At 71.7% G+C, this 14,138-nt stretch carries 13 protein-coding genes; 4 read left to right on the top strand and 9 right to left on the bottom strand.

What is annotated here, in order from left to right; genetic code table 11:
* The 5 genes from efeB to K3769_RS10365 all read right to left on the bottom strand — a co-directional run bounded on the left by efeB (position 1) and on the right by K3769_RS10365 (position 5,703).
* Positions 1-1,362, bottom strand: coding sequence for an iron uptake transporter deferrochelatase/peroxidase subunit (gene efeB, locus K3769_RS10385; protein WP_267026145.1), 1,362 nt, complete (start codon positions 1,360-1,362; stop codon positions 1-3).
* A 9-nt stretch (positions 1,363-1,371) separates the two neighbouring features.
* Positions 1,372-2,532 (bottom strand): iron uptake system protein EfeO, encoded by a 1,161-nt coding sequence (gene efeO / locus K3769_RS10380; RefSeq protein WP_267026144.1) that lies wholly within the window; start codon positions 2,530-2,532, stop codon positions 1,372-1,374.
* Between the two features lie 188 nt (positions 2,533-2,720).
* Complete coding sequence (locus K3769_RS10375) at positions 2,721-3,557, bottom strand: heme ABC transporter ATP-binding protein (RefSeq protein WP_267026143.1); 837 nt, start codon at positions 3,555-3,557, stop codon at positions 2,721-2,723.
* Positions 3,554-4,693, bottom strand: a complete 1,140-nt coding sequence (locus K3769_RS10370; protein ID WP_372515142.1) for a FecCD family ABC transporter permease — start codon at positions 4,691-4,693, stop codon at positions 3,554-3,556. Before K3769_RS10370 ends, K3769_RS10375 begins: the two co-directional genes overlap by 4 nt.
* 26 nt (positions 4,694-4,719) lie before the next feature.
* On the bottom strand, positions 4,720-5,703 hold the full coding sequence (locus K3769_RS10365) for a heme/hemin ABC transporter substrate-binding protein (RefSeq protein WP_267026142.1): 984 nt from the start codon (positions 5,701-5,703) through the stop codon (positions 4,720-4,722).
* Positions 5,704-5,894: 191 nt separating this feature from the next.
* On the opposite strand from K3769_RS10365, the gene K3769_RS10360 reads away from it, so the two are divergent.
* The 3 genes from K3769_RS10360 to K3769_RS10350 all read left to right on the top strand — a co-directional run bounded on the left by K3769_RS10360 (position 5,895) and on the right by K3769_RS10350 (position 9,727).
* Positions 5,895-7,424 carry an HtaA domain-containing protein gene (locus K3769_RS10360; RefSeq protein ID WP_267026141.1) on the top strand — a complete coding sequence of 510 codons (1,530 nt, stop codon included), beginning with the start codon at positions 5,895-5,897 and terminating at the stop codon, positions 7,422-7,424.
* A gap of 81 nt (positions 7,425-7,505) precedes the next feature.
* The gene (locus K3769_RS10355; RefSeq protein WP_267026140.1) at positions 7,506-8,993 is read left to right on the top strand and encodes an HtaA domain-containing protein; all 1,488 of its coding nucleotides are present in this window, start codon (positions 7,506-7,508) and stop codon (positions 8,991-8,993) included.
* A 50-nt stretch (positions 8,994-9,043) separates the two neighbouring features.
* Positions 9,044-9,727 carry a PhzF family phenazine biosynthesis protein gene (locus K3769_RS10350; RefSeq protein WP_267026139.1) on the top strand — a complete coding sequence of 228 codons (684 nt, stop codon included), beginning with the start codon at positions 9,044-9,046 and terminating at the stop codon, positions 9,725-9,727.
* A gap of 158 nt (positions 9,728-9,885) precedes the next feature.
* Here the strand turns inward: K3769_RS10350 and K3769_RS10345 are convergent, their stop codons facing one another.
* Both K3769_RS10345 and map read right to left on the bottom strand, forming a co-directional pair.
* Entirely contained in the window at positions 9,886-10,545 is a 660-nt protein-coding gene (locus K3769_RS10345; protein WP_267026138.1) for a biliverdin-producing heme oxygenase, read from the bottom strand.
* A gap of 205 nt (positions 10,546-10,750) precedes the next feature.
* Positions 10,751-11,608 carry a type I methionyl aminopeptidase gene (gene map, locus K3769_RS10340; RefSeq protein ID WP_267026137.1) on the bottom strand — a complete coding sequence of 286 codons (858 nt, stop codon included), beginning with the start codon at positions 11,606-11,608 and terminating at the stop codon, positions 10,751-10,753.
* Positions 11,609-11,666: 58 nt separating this feature from the next.
* Between map and K3769_RS10335 the strand changes: the two genes are divergently transcribed.
* Complete coding sequence (locus tag K3769_RS10335; RefSeq protein WP_267026136.1) at positions 11,667-11,897, top strand: hypothetical protein; 231 nt, start codon at positions 11,667-11,669, stop codon at positions 11,895-11,897.
* Between the two features lie 117 nt (positions 11,898-12,014).
* Here K3769_RS10335 and K3769_RS10330 read toward each other — a convergent pair whose 3' ends face one another.
* Both K3769_RS10330 and K3769_RS10325 read right to left on the bottom strand, forming a co-directional pair.
* The gene (locus tag K3769_RS10330) at positions 12,015-13,277 is read right to left on the bottom strand and encodes an MFS transporter (protein WP_267031308.1); all 1,263 of its coding nucleotides are present in this window, start codon (positions 13,275-13,277) and stop codon (positions 12,015-12,017) included.
* 177 nt (positions 13,278-13,454) lie between these two features.
* Positions 13,455-14,069, bottom strand: a complete 615-nt coding sequence (locus K3769_RS10325) for a hypothetical protein (protein WP_267026135.1) — start codon at positions 14,067-14,069, stop codon at positions 13,455-13,457.
* Positions 14,070-14,138: the final 69 nt, after the last annotated feature.

Genomic DNA, 14,138 nt, shown 5'->3' with positions numbered 1-14,138 from the left:
CTACGCCTCCTCGGAATCGCGAGAATCACCGGCATCACCGGCATCACCTGCATCGCCGGGGTTCTTCGTGAACAGGGTGCGGCCCCACCAGTCGTCCTTGTCGCGGACGCCGGGCGGGATCGCGAAGACCGCCGAACCCACGTGCTGGATGTACTCGTTGAGCGCGTCGGCCGCCAGGCTGCGCTGCACCGGGATGAAGCCCTTGCGCACATCGCGCTGGTACGCGAGGAAGAACAGTCCCGCGTCCAGGCGGCCCAGCCCGTCCGTGCCGTCCGTGAAGGAGTAGCCGCGGCGCAGGAGCGTGGCCCCGGCGTTGGTGTCGGGGTGCGCTAGCCGCACGTGCGCGTCGGGCAGCATCGCCTTCAGGAACGGCTTGTCGCGCTCCTTGGCCCTGCCGACGGGAGCGCCCTCGCCCTTGTCGCGGCCGAAGACGTCCTCCTGCTCCTGGAGGGAGGTACGGTCCCAGGTCTCGATGTTCATCCGGATGCGCCGGGCCACGAGGTACGAACCCCCGGCCATCCACGCCGAGTCCGCGTCGCCGTCCTTCTCGGCCACCCACACGAACTTCTTGAGCCGGTCCGTCTCGGTGCCCGCGATGTTGCGGGTGCCGTCCTTGAACCCCATGAGGTTACGAGGGGTCTGGGCGTCCGGGGTCGTCGACGAGGTCTTGCCGAAGCCCAGCTGCGACCAGCGGATGACGACCTTGCCGAAGCCGATCCTGGCCAGGTTGCGGATCGCGTGCACCGCGACCTGCGGGTCGTCCGCGCACGCCTGGACGCACAGGTCGCCGCCGCTGCGGCCCCGGTCGAGGTTGTCACCGGCGAACTTCGGCAGGTCGACGAGGGCGTCGGGCCGCCGGCCGGAGAGGTCGAACTTCTCGAACAGGGACGGGCCGAAGCCGATGGTGAGGGTCAGCCGGGACGGCTGGAGGCCGAGGGCCTCCCCGGTGTCGTCCGGCGGCGCCTCGGCGAGACCGCCGTACGCGCCCTCGCCGACCGGCCGCCCCGCGGTCATCCGCCGGGCCGCCCCGGTCCAGTCCTTGAGCAGCTGGACGAACGCGGCCCGGTCGTCCGTCCGCACGTCGAAGGCGGCGAAGTGCAGCCGGTCCTGCACCGGGGTGGCGATGCCCGCCTGGTGCGTGCCGTGGAAGGCGATCGCGCCGCCCGACCCGGCGGCGTCCGGTCCGGTGTCGTCGCCCGAGCGGGCCACCGCCACCGCGCCACCGGCCGCGGCGGCGCCCAGCGCGAGCCCGGCACCGCCCCAGCCGATCAGCGAACGCCGGGAAGGGGCGGCCGACCCGGGGCGCTCGGAGGGCGTGGCGTCCTCGGAGGACGTGGGGTGCTCGGCGGGGGTGTCCGTCATGGCGGGTCCCTACTTCGGCGCGGCGACGGCGGCGGCGAGCTTGGACAGCGGCTCTGCGAGCGCGTTCACCGCGTCCGAGAGCTCCTTCTGGTCCGCCTCGGAGACCTTGTCGTACGAGGTGAAGTCGTACGAGGTCGTGTCCTCGCGGTAGGTGTCCAGCAGCGTGTCGAGCGCCGCGAACTGCTTGTCCAGTTCGGTGACCAGCGCCGCGTCGTTCTCCTTGGCCACCGGCTTCAGCAGCTCGTACGACTTCTCGGCGCCCTCGACGTTCGCCTTGAAGTCGACCAGGTCGGTGTGCGAGTAGCGCTCCTCCTCGCCGGTGACCTTGCCGGTGGCGACCTCGTCGAGGAGTTCCTTGGCGCCGTTGGCCATCGAGGTCGGGGTGATCTCGGCCTTGCCGACGCGCTTCTGCCAGTCGGTGAGGTCCTCGATCAGCTGGTCGGCCAGCTCGGAGTCCCGGTCCGTGAGCTTCTTGTCCTTCCAGAGCGAGCGCTCCAGGCGGTGCCAGCCCGTCCAGTCCTTCTGCGGGTCCTGACCCTCCTCCAGACCGTCCTCGCGCAGGTCGACCTTCGGGTCGATGTCGCCGAACGACTCGGCGACCGGCTCGGTGCGCTCCCAGCCGATGCGCGAGGTGGCGTACGCCTTCTTGGCGGCCTCGATGTCACCGGCCTTGACGGCGTCCGTGAACACCCTGGCCTTCGGCAGCGTCTCGTCGGCCTGCTCCTGCGCGTACTGCCGGTAGGCGGCGACCGCCGCGTCCAGGCGCGGATCGCGCTTCGCGGCCTTGCCGCCGCCGGTGACCGTGACGTCCTGCCGGATGCCCTTGCCCTTCATACCGGGCTTGCAGGCGATGCGGTAGGCGCCCGCCTTCACCTCGGCGGTGACCTTCTGGCGGGTTCCGGGGCCGATGTTCTCGCGCTCGGTGACGATCCGGTCGTCGGGGAAGAGGAGATAGACCTCGGTGACCTTGGAGCCCTTGTTGCTCACGTCGAGCTGGACGTGGCCGGCCGGGAACTCCTTCTTCGACACCTCGCACTTGGTGTCCGTGGCCGTCACCTCGACCACGTGGTCGTCGCTCGACGCGTCGCTCTTCTCGGTGCAGCCCGTGACAGCGGCCAGCGCCGCCGCGGTGGCGGCAGCGGTGACGACGGAGAGTCGGACGGCTCGCATACAGGCTCCAAGAGGATCACAGGGGAAACACAGTCACTGCCCGACGGCTGGGTGAGGCTGACCTAACTTATCTGAGGCTTACCTGACTGAAAGCCGCCCGTCCAGTGATTCAGCTCTCATGGACGGCGTACGAGCACGGCACGGTCACGGGGGCGCTATCCGCCCCCCACGAAACGGTCAAAGACGGGTCAAGAACCCCTGACAGGAGTCACCATGACCCCGCCCGTGCGCGGGTGCGGAAACACCTCCACCGGCTGTTTGTAGACGTCCGAAAGCAGTCGGTCGGTGAAGACCTCCGAGGGCGCGCCGTCGGCCACCGCGCGCCCGGCGCACAGGATCACCACCCGGTGCGCGTACGCGGCGGCGAGACCCAGATCGTGCAACACCACGACCACCGCGTCCCCTTCGTGCGCCCTTTCGCGGCAGACCCGCAGCACCAGCTCCTGGTGCCTGAGATCCAGTGCGGCCGTCGGCTCGTCGAGCAGCAGCAGCCGGGCGCGCTGGGCGAGTACCCGGGCGAGCGCGACCCTCGCCCGTTCACCGCCGCTGAGCGCCGAGAAGGGCCGGCCGGCGAACCCGGTGACCTGGGTCGCCGCCATCGCCGACGCCACCGCCGCGTCGTCCTCGGCCTCCTCGGGCCGCCCGGCCCAGGGCGCCCGCCCCATCCGTACGACCTCCTCGACCGGGAACGGGAAGGAGAGCGAGGCGGACTGGGGGAGCACCGCCCGGCGCAGGGCCAGTTCCCGCGCCGACCAGTCGGACACGGGGCGCCCGTGGACCCGTACGATCCCCTCGGCAGCCGGGAGGTCGGCGGCGAGCGCGCCCAACAGGGTTGATTTTCCCGCCCCGTTGGGGCCGACGAGCGCCAGCACCTCGCCGGCGCGGGCCTCGACATCGACGCCGGACAGCACCTCGCGGGCGCCGAGCCGGACACGCAGGGCCCCGGCCTCGGCGAGCACGTCACCGGCGGCCACGGGCCCGGGCGCCACGGTCCCCGTACGCGGCCATCGCGTGCCCCTCCTCATGCCCAGCCTCCTTGCCTGCGACGGGTCCTGCGCAGCAGCCAGAAGAAGAACGGGCTGCCGAGGAGAGCGGTCAGCACACCGAGCGGCAGCTCGGCGGGCTCGGCGACGGTACGCGCCGCGAGATCGCCCGCGAGCAGCACGACCGCCCCGCCCAGCGCGCTGCCGGGTACGAGGAAGCGGTGGCCCGGACCCGCGACCATCCGCAGCAGATGCGGGACGACGAGACCCACGAAGCCGATGACCCCGGAGACGCTCACGGCCGCGGCCGTCAGCAGCGCGACGACCAGGACCAGCACGATACGGAGCCGTTCGACGTCCACGCCCAGGTGCCGGGCCGGGCGCTCGCCGAGCGCCAGCAGGTCCAGCTTGCGCGCGTACAGCGGCGCGACGGCGAGACCGGCGACCGCGCACGGCAGCACCGCCAGCACCTTCGGCCAGGTCGCCTGGGAGAGCGAGCCGAGCTGCCAGAAGGTGATCTGGTTCACCGCGGCGGTGTCGGCGAGGAAGAGGAACAGGCCGATCAGCGCGCCCGCGAACGCGTTCACCGCGATACCGGTGAGGATCAGCGTCACGACCTCGGTCCGGCCGCCCGAGCGGGACGTCGAGTACACGAGCAGCGCGGTGCCGAGCCCCGCGACGAAGGCGAAGACCGGGATCGTCCAGGTGCCCAGGAAGGTCAGGCCGAGCGAGATCGCGGCGACCGCGCCGACCGCCGCGCCCGACGAGACGCCGATCACGCTCGGTTCGGCGAGCGGATTGCCGAACACACCCTGCGTCAGCGCGCCCGCACAGCCCAGCGAGGCGCCGACGAGCAGCGCGAGCACGATCCGCGGGAAGCGCACGTTCCACAGCACGGACTCGGGGACCCGGTCCAGTGCGCCGCCGCCGAGACCCGCGCGGTGCGCGACGGAGGACAGGACGTCACCGGGCGGGATCTCGTACGCGCCGAGCCCGGCGGAGGTGAGGGTGAGAAGCAGGAGAACGGCGGCCAGCCCGACCGTGAGCAGCCAGGGCACGCCGCGGCGCGGACGCGTGACACCGCCGCGGGCGAGGGCGGCGAGGGCGGCCGGGGTGGCGGGAGCAGGGGCCTCGGGGTCCAGGACCTCGGGGTCCGGGGGAGCCGTCTTGTCGGTCACGGCGGGAGCGGCTCTGTCGGTCACGCTCACTTCTCGTCCCCGTACAACTGGCCGACGATGGAGCTCAGTACGGCGTCCGTGCGGGGCCCGTAGTTGAGGAGTACGCCGTCCTCGATCGAGATGATCCGGCGGTCCGTCCCGGCGGGGGTCTGGGCGACGCCCGGGATCTCGACCAGTCCGTCGACACCGCCGACGGACTCAAGTCCCTTGGACATGACGAGGATCGCGTCGGGAGCCGCCCGCGCGAGCGCTTCCGTGGTGATCGCGGTGAAGTCCTTCTTCAGGCCCGACGCGGCGCCCGCGTCCACGGCGCCCGCCGCTTCGAGCAGCGAGGTGGCTCCCGAACCCCTGCCGCCGATCAGGTAGACGGACGCGGAGCCGCGGAGGTAGAGGAAGGCGACCCGCGGTTCGTCGGTCCTCTTCGGAACGTCCGCGCGCACGGCGGCGATCCGGTCCTCCGAGCGCTTCGTGAGTTCCCTGCCCGCGGCCGGTACGCCCAACGCGCGGGCCACCGCCCGGATGCGCGGCCCCACGTCGTCGAGGCCCCGCGCCGGATCGACGACGAGGACGGGGACGCCCGCGTCGCGGACCTGGCCCATCGCCTCCGCGGGCCCGGTGGTGGTTTCGGCGAGCACCAGATCGGGCTTGAGGGACAGCACGCTCTCCGCGGAGACGTCGTGGTTGCGGGTGACCACCGGCAGTTTCTCCGCCTGCGCGAAGGTGGCGGTGATGTCGCGGGCGACGACCCGGTCGCCGAGGCCGAGGGTGAAGACGATCTCGCTGAGGCTGCCGGAGAGCGGAACGACGCGTTCGGCGTCCTGGACCGTGACGTCGTGGCCGTCGGCCGACCGCACGGTGACCGGGAGTTGGGGCTTTGGCGGGTCGGCGAGCGGCTCCACGCGATCGGCCGCCGCGCGGGCTTTCGTGCCCGGCTCGGGTGTCCCCCCGCTGGAGGCGCACCCCGCCATCACGAGCACCGCGAGCAGCGCACCCGCCCCTCGTACATGCATGCGTCGCACTGTCGCGTAGTTCCTTTCGGTTCGCTGGAGGGGCAACTGGGCCCCCTGCAGGTGGGGCTGCACCCTCCAGGGGGATCCCGCACTTCCCGCATCAACGAACGTAGCTTAGGTTAGCCTTACCTTCCTTGCCAGGGGTGCGCATCACACCGCCTCCGGCCGGATCCACCCGTCCCGGAGGACACATGCCAGCCCGCCCGCACCTACGCACCTACGTACCCCTGCTCTGCGCGGCAGTGCTGACGGCAGTACTCGCGGGGCTGCTCCCGGCCGGCCAGGCCCACGCGGCGAGCCGGACCGTGCAGGGCGGCCGGCTGGACTGGGGCATCAAGTCCTCCTTCCAGAGCTATGTCACCGGCCCGACAGCGCACGGCGGCTTCTCGCTCACCGGGGGCGCGGCCACGGTCGGCGGCAGCCAGTTCCGCTTCCACTCGGCGACCGGTACGTACGACGGTTCCTCGGGTGCCTTCGACGCCGGCTTCTCCGGCGGTGTCCACTTCCTCGGGCACAAGAAGGCCGACGGCACCCACCAGCTCGACCTGACGATCAGCCGCCCCGCCGTCCGCCTCGCGGGTAACGGCGGCACGCTGTACGTCGACATCACCAGCAAGGCGAAGGGCACCGGGGCGGTTACGACGTCCTCACAGGTGCCCTTCGCCTCCCTCTCCCTGGGCGGCATCGACATGAAGGGCGGCGGCAACGCCGTCCGGCTGAACAACCTGCCCGCCACGCTGACCGCCCAGGGCGCGAAGTCCTTCGCCGGCTACTACACGGCGGGCACCGCACTCGACCCGGTCAGCCTCTCCGCGGACGTACGGGCGTCTGCCGCCGGACCGACCCGGACGCTGGCCCCCTCACCGACCGGGTCCCCGTCGAAGCTGAAGGAGAAGGTGAAGAAGGAGACTTCGGGCCGGATCGAGGACGGCGCCGTGGACTGGGGGGTGCGCAGGACCTTCCGCGAGTACGTCACCGGCGCCATCGCACAGGGCGAGTGGAAGCTCAGCGGCGGCGCCCAGGACGGCGGCGCGCTCTTCCGCTTCCCCGAGGGCTCGGGCACGTACGACGAGAAGAGGCGGACCCTCGACGCGACCTTCACCGGAGCCGTCCGCTTCACCGGCGAGCAGGGACTCGACCTGAAGCTCGGCGGGATCCGGGCCGAGGTCACGGACGAGGGCAAGGGCACGCTGTACGCCGACGTCACGAGCGGCGGCGACACGGACAAGGTGAGCGGCACGGACAGGGCGAGCGACACGGGCAGGGCGAGCGGGACGGACAAGAAGGTGCCGCTGGTCACCTTCACCGCCGAGGATCTCAAGCCGGAGGACGGCCTCGTCCAGATCACCGAGGCCCCCGCGAAGCTGACCGCCCAGGGCGCCGATGCCTTCGGCGGGATGTATAAGGCGGGCACGGAGATGGACCCGGTGTCCCTCGCCGTCGCCCTGACCGCCAAGGCCGAACTGCCCGCCCTGCCCGACCTGGGCAGCGCGGAGTCGGCCACGCCCGAGGCGACGGCGGCCGAGCCGAAGAAGGCGGAGCCCAGGACGGAGGCCGCCACGAGCGAATCAGGTGTCCCCGTCCTGCCCATCGGCCTCGCGGTCGCTTCCCTGGCCGTGCTCGCCGCGGCCTTCGTATTCATCCGCAGGCGCGGTACGCCGCAGACCGCCACCGACGCCACCGACACCTCGGACGCGTCGGATGCGTCGAACGAGAACTGAACTTCCTCCCCCCCCGTCCGCCAGTTGAGCGGACCCCGCCCACGCGCTGAAGCCGCTTACGAACCGAGGAGATCCACGACCATGGCCGCCAACCGCCGCCGCCCCACAGCCCTTGCCGCAGCCTGCGCGACCGCCGTCACGCTCGGCGCCACCGCGCTCGCCGCCACGTCCGCCTCCGCCGCCGAAGTACCGCTCAAGGGGTACGAGCTGACCTGGGGCATCAAGGAGTCGTACCGCACCTATGTGACGGGCATGGCGGCCGGTACCTTCACGCCCGAGGCCGGCGCCACGCAGGCCGGGGACAACGGCGTGTTCACCTTCGTCAACGGCACCGGGAGCTACGACTCCGAGGCCCACACCGTCGCGCTCGGTTTCGAGGGCGCCCTGGACATCGTCTCCGAGGCACACCACTTCGAACTGAGGCTGTCCGACGTGAAGTTCGACAGCAAGGTCGCGAGAGTCACCGCGGATGTGACGAAGGCCGGTACGACCGAGCAGGACGTGCCGCTCGCCGAGGTCACCGTCAACCGCGCGATGACGGACATGACGACCAAGCTGACCAAGGAGGCGGGGGACGTCTTCGGCAGCTCCTCCTACACGGGCGCGGCAGGCGACCCCCTGACGGTCGTCGAGAAGAAGGCCGAGTCACCGGCCCCGACACCCACGGGCACCCCCACCCCGCCGGCCGGTCCGACCGGTACCCCCACGAGCACCCCGACCACCACCGCCACCCCGAGGCCGACGGGATCGGCGACCCCGAAGCCCTCGCCCGCCGAGGCCGCCACCAAGGGGGCCATCAGCTACGGCACGCTCGGCTGGGGCGTGAAGCAGTCCTTCCGTACGTACGTCGTCGACGGGGCGGCCAAGGGCAGGATCACGGTGTCGGGCCGGGCGGAGCAGGCGTCCGGCAACGGCGCCTTCACCTTCCCCGACGCCACGGGCACCTACGACACGGACGCCGACACCCTCAAGGCCTCCTTCAAGGGCTCGGTCAACTTCAAGGGCCACGAGGACAACGGCAGTTACGGTCTCGACCTCACCCTCAGCGACCTGAAGGCGGAGATCGACGGCGGCTCCGGCAAGCTGACCGCCGACGTCGACAGCCTCGGTGAGAAGTCCGAGGACGTGACCCTCGCCGAACTCAGGCCCAAGTCCGCGGACCTGACCGCGAAGAAGGACGTCATCACCCTCGACGACGTCGCCACCACCCTCACCGCGGCGGGGTCGGCGGCGTTCGGCGGCTTCTACCAGGCCGGCGCCGAACTCGACCCGGTCGACATCGCCGTGGCCCTGACCGCGGACGCCGAACTCCCGGACGGCGACCCGACGTCGACCGCCGGAACGGGTGGCGGCACGGGCGGCACCACGGGCGGGACGACCGGCGGCACCACCGGAGGCGCGGGTACGACCGGGTCCACCACGGGCGGCGTGAGCGGCAACCTCGCCTCCACCGGCTCCGAGGTCCCGGTCGGCGCGCTGGGAGCCGCCGCGGCGGTCACCGTGGCGGCGGGCGCGGGCGTGGTGTTCGCGGTACGCCGCCGCCGTATGACGGGCTCCGCCCAGGCCTGACCGGGGAGTTACCCGCACGCACGTCGTCGTCATGATGTTTGAATGCGAGCGTGACTGATTACGACGTGGTGCGGGTCTTCTGCGGGCCCCGCGGCGAGTACGGCAATGAACTCGGGGTGGTCCGGGAGGGTTCCGCACTGCCCGACCGGGACGAACGGCAGGCGTTCGCGGCGAAACTCGGCTTCAGCGAGACGGTGTTCGTCGACGACCCCGAGCGCGGGGTCATCGACATCTACACGCCCGGTGTGCGGCTGCCGTTCGCCGGATACCCGTGCGTGGGCGTGGCCTGGCTGCTGGACGTACCCGAACTCGTCACGCCCGCGGGCGTGGTGGGTACGCGGCTGGACGGCGAGTTCACCTGGATCGAGGCGCGACCGGAGTGGGCGCGGGCGCGCACGCTGCGGCAGTACGCCACGGCCGCGGAGGTGGAGGCGCTGGCGGTGCCGCCGACGGGCGAGCGAAGCGAGTTGGGGGTCCCCCCGGACGAAGTCCGGGGGAGGGTGTACGCCTGGGCGTGGGAGGACGAGGCCGCCGGCCGTGTCCGGGCCCGTGGCTTCCCCGGCCGGGGGGACGGCGTGGACGAGGACGAGGCGACGGGTGCCGCGGCCCTCCAGCTGACGGCCCAACTGGGCCGTGCCCTGAACATCATCCAGGGCACGGGCTCCCAGCTCCTGACAGCGCCCCAGCCCGAGGGCTGGATAGAACTGGGCGGCAGAGTCTTCCTGGAACGCTGACGACTCCCTGCCGGGCGAGACCGGGAATCCCGCGCCCCTTCAGGGGCGCGGGGAACGGCGCAGTCTTTTGTTTTTAAGGGGCGCGGGGAACTGCGCGGCCGGCCACAGCGGACCCGCACCCAATAACCGCGCCCCCCGGTGGAACGTCACGTGGAACGTCACGCGCTGATGCGGAACTCGTCCCCCAGCGCCCGAAACACCCCCGTGTTCAACGCGAACGCCCGCCGACACTCGGCAACAATCCGCTGCTTCTCCAACTCGTCCACGGGAAGCGCGTCAAGCAACTCCCGGTACCCCCGCTTGAACGCCGCGGGATTCCCGATGTCCTCGAAGACATAGAACCGCACCCCGTCCCCCTTGCGCGCGAACCCCCACGTCTTCTCCGCCGTCCCCCGGATGATCTGCCCACCGGAGAGATCCCCGAGATAGCGCGTGTAGTGGTGCGCCACATACCCCCCGGCCCACGTACGCGCACACTCGGCGACCCGCGCCGCGTACTCCACCGTCGCGGGCAGCGCGGTGACGTGCTCGCGCCACCCCGGACCCCGCAGATGGGCGAGATCCCGCTCCAGCGAGGCGAGCCGCATCAGCTCGGGCTGGATGAACGGCCCCGCCACCGGATCGCCGGACAGATCCCGCGCACCCGACTCCAGCGCCTCGTACACGAACCACAGCTGTTCCGTGTAGCGGGCGTACGCGTCCACGCCGAGCCGGCCGCCGAGCATGTCGCTCATGAACGTCGAGGTCTCCGCCTCCACATGCTGCTCGTGGGAGGCGGTGCGGATGAGCGTCGAGAACGGCGTACTCGACGATGTCATGAGGACCTCCGGGGCTGAACGGGGGAGACGGGAGCCGGGCCAATCTTCTATGGTTAGGCTTACCTAAGTCAATGGGTTCCCGACGCCCTGTCGGTAAAAAGGTACCCCGAATGCCCCTCGCTTCCACCTGAACATGAAAGAGCCGCCCGCTCAGAACGAGCGGGCGGCGGGCAGCGTGCGTCGGACGCCGATGGGCCGGGGGCGGCTACGGCAGCGTGAGGATCTCGGCCCCGCTGTCCGTGACGACCAGGGTGTGCTCGAACTGCGCGGTCCGCAGCCGGTCCTTCGTGACGACCGTCCACCCGTCGTCCCACATGTCGTAGTCGTACGAGCCCAGCGTCAGCATCGGCTCGATCGTGAACGTCATCCCGGGCTGCATCACGGTCGTCGCGTGCGGGCTGTCGTAGTGCGGGACGATCAGCCCGGAGTGGAACGAGGAGTTGATGCCGTGCCCGGTGAAGTCCCGGACGACCCCGTACCCGAACCGCTTCGCGTACGACTCGATGACGCGGCCGATGATGTTGATCTGGCGGCCGGGCCTGACCGCCTTGATGGCCCGCTCCAGCGCCTCACGGGTCCGCTCGACCAGCAGCCGCGACTCCTCGGCGACGTCGCCGACGAGGTACGTGGCGTTGTTGTCGCCGTGCACGCCCCCGATGTACGCCGTCACGTCGAGGTTGATGATGTCGCCGTCCCGCAGGACCGTGGAGTCCGGGATGCCGTGGCAGATGACCTCGTTGACCGAGGTGCACAGGGACTTCGGGAAGCCGCGGTAGCCGAGCGTGGACGGGTAGGCGCCGTGGTCGCACATGTACGCGTGCGCGACCCGGTCCAGCTCGTCCGTGGTGACGCCCGGCGCGATGAGCTTCGCGGCCTCGGCCATGGCTTGCGCGGCGATCCGGCCGGCGACGCGCATCGCCTCGATCGTCTCGGGGGTCTGCACCTCCGGCCCGGTGTACGGGGTCGGGGCGGGCTTGCCGACGTACTCCGGGCGGCGGATGTTCCCGGGCACGGAACGGGTGGGGGACAGCTCCCCTGGGACGAGCAGCGACTGGCCAGACATGTCAGCGAGTCTAACCAGCGCGGATGGGGGAACATGTCGGTGGCGAGAGGAGCTGGTCATGGCCCTGTTCAAGAAGCGGACGGTCGGTAAGCCGGGCGAGTGGTACTACTGCCTGGAACACAAGAAGGTGGAGGAGGGCCCGGAGTGCCCGGCGAAGGACCGCTTCGGTCCGTACGCGTCCCGCGAGGAGGCCCAGCGGGCGATGGACACGGCCCGTGAGCGCAACCTCGAATGGGAGACGGACCCCAAGTGGCACGACCGCGCTCCGGGTGCCGCGGACGACCACTAGACCCGCTCCGTTCCCCGCGCCCCTGAAAGATTGCGCCGTTCCCCGCGCCCCTGGAAGCCGAAAAGATCGCGCGGTTCCCCGCGCCCCAGGTAGCCAGGGGCGCGGGGAACCGCGCGTTCAACCCCCACCGCCCCGCGCCGACTTCATCCGCACCGCATGTTCATTCGTCCGCACGTCGTACGTCATGAGCTTCGGCAGGCACGCCGCCAGCACCCCCACCGCCGCCACGCACATCACACCCCCCGCCCACACTGACGCCCGCACCGAGAAGACCGCGGCCATCCCGCCCGCCCGCACCTGCCCCAGCTGTGGCCCGGCCGAGTACGACAGCAGCTCGATCCCCGCCAGCCGCCCCCGCAGCTCATCGGGGATCGTCTGGTTCCACATCGCCGCCCGGAAGATCCCGCTGACCATGTCGAAGCAGCCGGCCAGCGTCAGGAACAGCAGCACGAGCCACACCTCGTGAACTGCTCCCGCGGCCACCATCGCGAGCCCCCAGCACGCCGCCGCGAACGCCACCATCCGCCCGTGCCGATGGATCCGCGAGGTCCACCCACTCGTCAGGCTCACCAGCAGCGACCCCGCGGGCAACGCCGCGTACATCAGTCCGAGCGACCACTCGGCGTCCAGCTCGTCCGCGAGGAACGGCAGCACGGCGAGCGGGAAGGCGAAGAACATCGCGGCCAGGTCGATCGCGTACGTCCCCAGCAACTCCTTGCGGCTCCACGCGTACCGCGCGCCCTCCGCGATCGACCGCAGTGACGGTTTCGCGGCCTCGTGCGCGGCGGGCGACGCGGCGAGCCCCACGGCCAGGAAGAGCGAGACGGCGAACGTGGCGAGGTCCGCGGCATAGGCCCAGCCGAGCCCCGCGTACGCCACGACGAGCCCCGCGACCGCCGGTCCGGCGACCCCGCCGACCGTCCAGCGCAGCGAGTTGAGCGCGGCGGCGGCCGGCAGGTGCTCGTGCCGGACGATGCGCGGGGTGAGCGCGTCGAGCGCCGGCCGCTGCACGGCGACGAGCGCGGAGGACAGCGCGGCGACGGCGTACAGCGGCCACACCAGGGGCTCCGGCAGCAGCGCGTTGACCAGCAGGACGGCCGACAGCGCCCCCTGCCCCGCCTCCGTCCACATGATCAGCTTCCGCTTGTCCAGGGCGTCGGCGAGCGCTCCGCCGTACAGTCCGAACACGATCAGCGGGACGAGTTCCACGGCACCGAGCGCGCCGACGGCGACCGCCGAACCGGTCAGCTCCTTCATCTGCACCGGCAGCGCGACGAACGTCAGGAAGCTGCCGAAGTTGGTGATGAGCCCGGCCACCCACAGCCGCCGGAAGTCGGCCGAGGTCCGCCACGGCGCGAGATCGGGCAACAGCGCCCGCAGCCGCGTACCGGCCCCAGCCTCAGCCTTGACCTCGGGCTCGGGCTCGGGCCGGCGCTCGGCCTCGGGCTTGCTCAGTTCCGTCACGACGGGACATGCTGCGGTCGCGACCCCGCCGCCGACAAACGCTTTTTCCGCCCCGAGTGGCCGACGGAGCGGCCCGCCGAGCGAACCGTCACCTCACCAGCGCGCGGGCGGCGGCGCCGTCAACCGGTCCGCCAGCCGCGCCAGCCGGTCGGTGAACCGCCGTCGGCCCCGGGGCGCGGGCAGCGCGTTCTCCCCGGTGGCCGCACTGACCAGATGCTGAACCGTGTCCAGATCCAGCCCCTCGTCGAGGTCCGGTCCCGGCGGTACCGCCAGCGCCTCGTGCGCCATGGCGTGCAGTTCGTGGTCCCCCGAGTCCAGTGCGAGGACCGTCGCCCCCGCCCGCCGCGCGTCGTACACCCGCTCCAGGAGCGGCGCCCCGGGCGCGCCCGGCGCCACGACGAGCAGCGTCTCGCCGCGCCGGGCCGCCTCGATCCGGCCGAGCCCCACCGCCAGATGCGCCGGGTCACCGGGCCGCGCCCCGTGCCGCACCAGCGTCGGCTTCAGCTCCGGCGTGCCCGACCAGGCGGCCTCGTCCACCAGATGCGCGGCGAGGTGCCACGGTTCGTACTCCGCCGTGCCCACCAGAAGAAGTCCGCCCCCGTGCGGCAGCACGGACGACCGCAGCGTCCCCGCGAACCGCCGGGTTGCTCCCGGCCACTCGGTCCCGGCGAGCACTTCGCGCAACAAGGCCACCCGTACGGCATCCATGGGGCCGCATCCTGCCGCAGCCGACTGCGCGTCAGACGGCGTTCACGGCGAATTCGCCCGTCCTGGGCA

The sequence above is a fragment of the Streptomyces ortus genome, from assembly GCF_026341275.1.
Classification (GTDB): Bacteria; Actinomycetota; Actinomycetes; order Streptomycetales; family Streptomycetaceae; genus Streptomyces; species Streptomyces ortus.
Note: the sequence above shows the minus strand (reverse complement) of the source record. Positions and strands in the feature narration are given on the sequence as shown.

What these genes read in the sequence shown, in the direction of transcription:
- efeB (WP_267026145.1), bottom strand. Translation starts at nt 1,362, where the DNA reads ATGACGGACACCCCCGCCGAGCACCCCACGTCCTCCGAGGACGCCACG.
- efeO (WP_267026144.1), bottom strand. Translation starts at nt 2,532, where the DNA reads ATGCGAGCCGTCCGACTCTCCGTCGTCACCGCTGCCGCCACCGCGGCG.
- K3769_RS10375 (WP_267026143.1), bottom strand. Translation starts at nt 3,557, where the DNA reads ATGAGGAGGGGCACGCGATGGCCGCGTACGGGGACCGTGGCGCCCGGG.
- K3769_RS10365 (WP_267026142.1), bottom strand. Translation starts at nt 5,703, where the DNA reads ATGCATGTACGAGGGGCGGGTGCGCTGCTCGCGGTGCTCGTGATGGCG.
- K3769_RS10360 (WP_267026141.1), top strand. Translation starts at nt 5,895, where the DNA reads ATGCCAGCCCGCCCGCACCTACGCACCTACGTACCCCTGCTCTGCGCG.
- K3769_RS10355 (WP_267026140.1), top strand. Translation starts at nt 7,506, where the DNA reads ATGGCCGCCAACCGCCGCCGCCCCACAGCCCTTGCCGCAGCCTGCGCG.
- K3769_RS10345 (WP_267026138.1), bottom strand. Translation starts at nt 10,545, where the DNA reads ATGACATCGTCGAGTACGCCGTTCTCGACGCTCATCCGCACCGCCTCC.
- map (WP_267026137.1), bottom strand. Translation starts at nt 11,608, where the DNA reads ATGTCTGGCCAGTCGCTGCTCGTCCCAGGGGAGCTGTCCCCCACCCGT.
- K3769_RS10335 (WP_267026136.1), top strand. Translation starts at nt 11,667, where the DNA reads ATGGCCCTGTTCAAGAAGCGGACGGTCGGTAAGCCGGGCGAGTGGTAC.
- K3769_RS10325 (WP_267026135.1), bottom strand. Translation starts at nt 14,069, where the DNA reads ATGGATGCCGTACGGGTGGCCTTGTTGCGCGAAGTGCTCGCCGGGACC.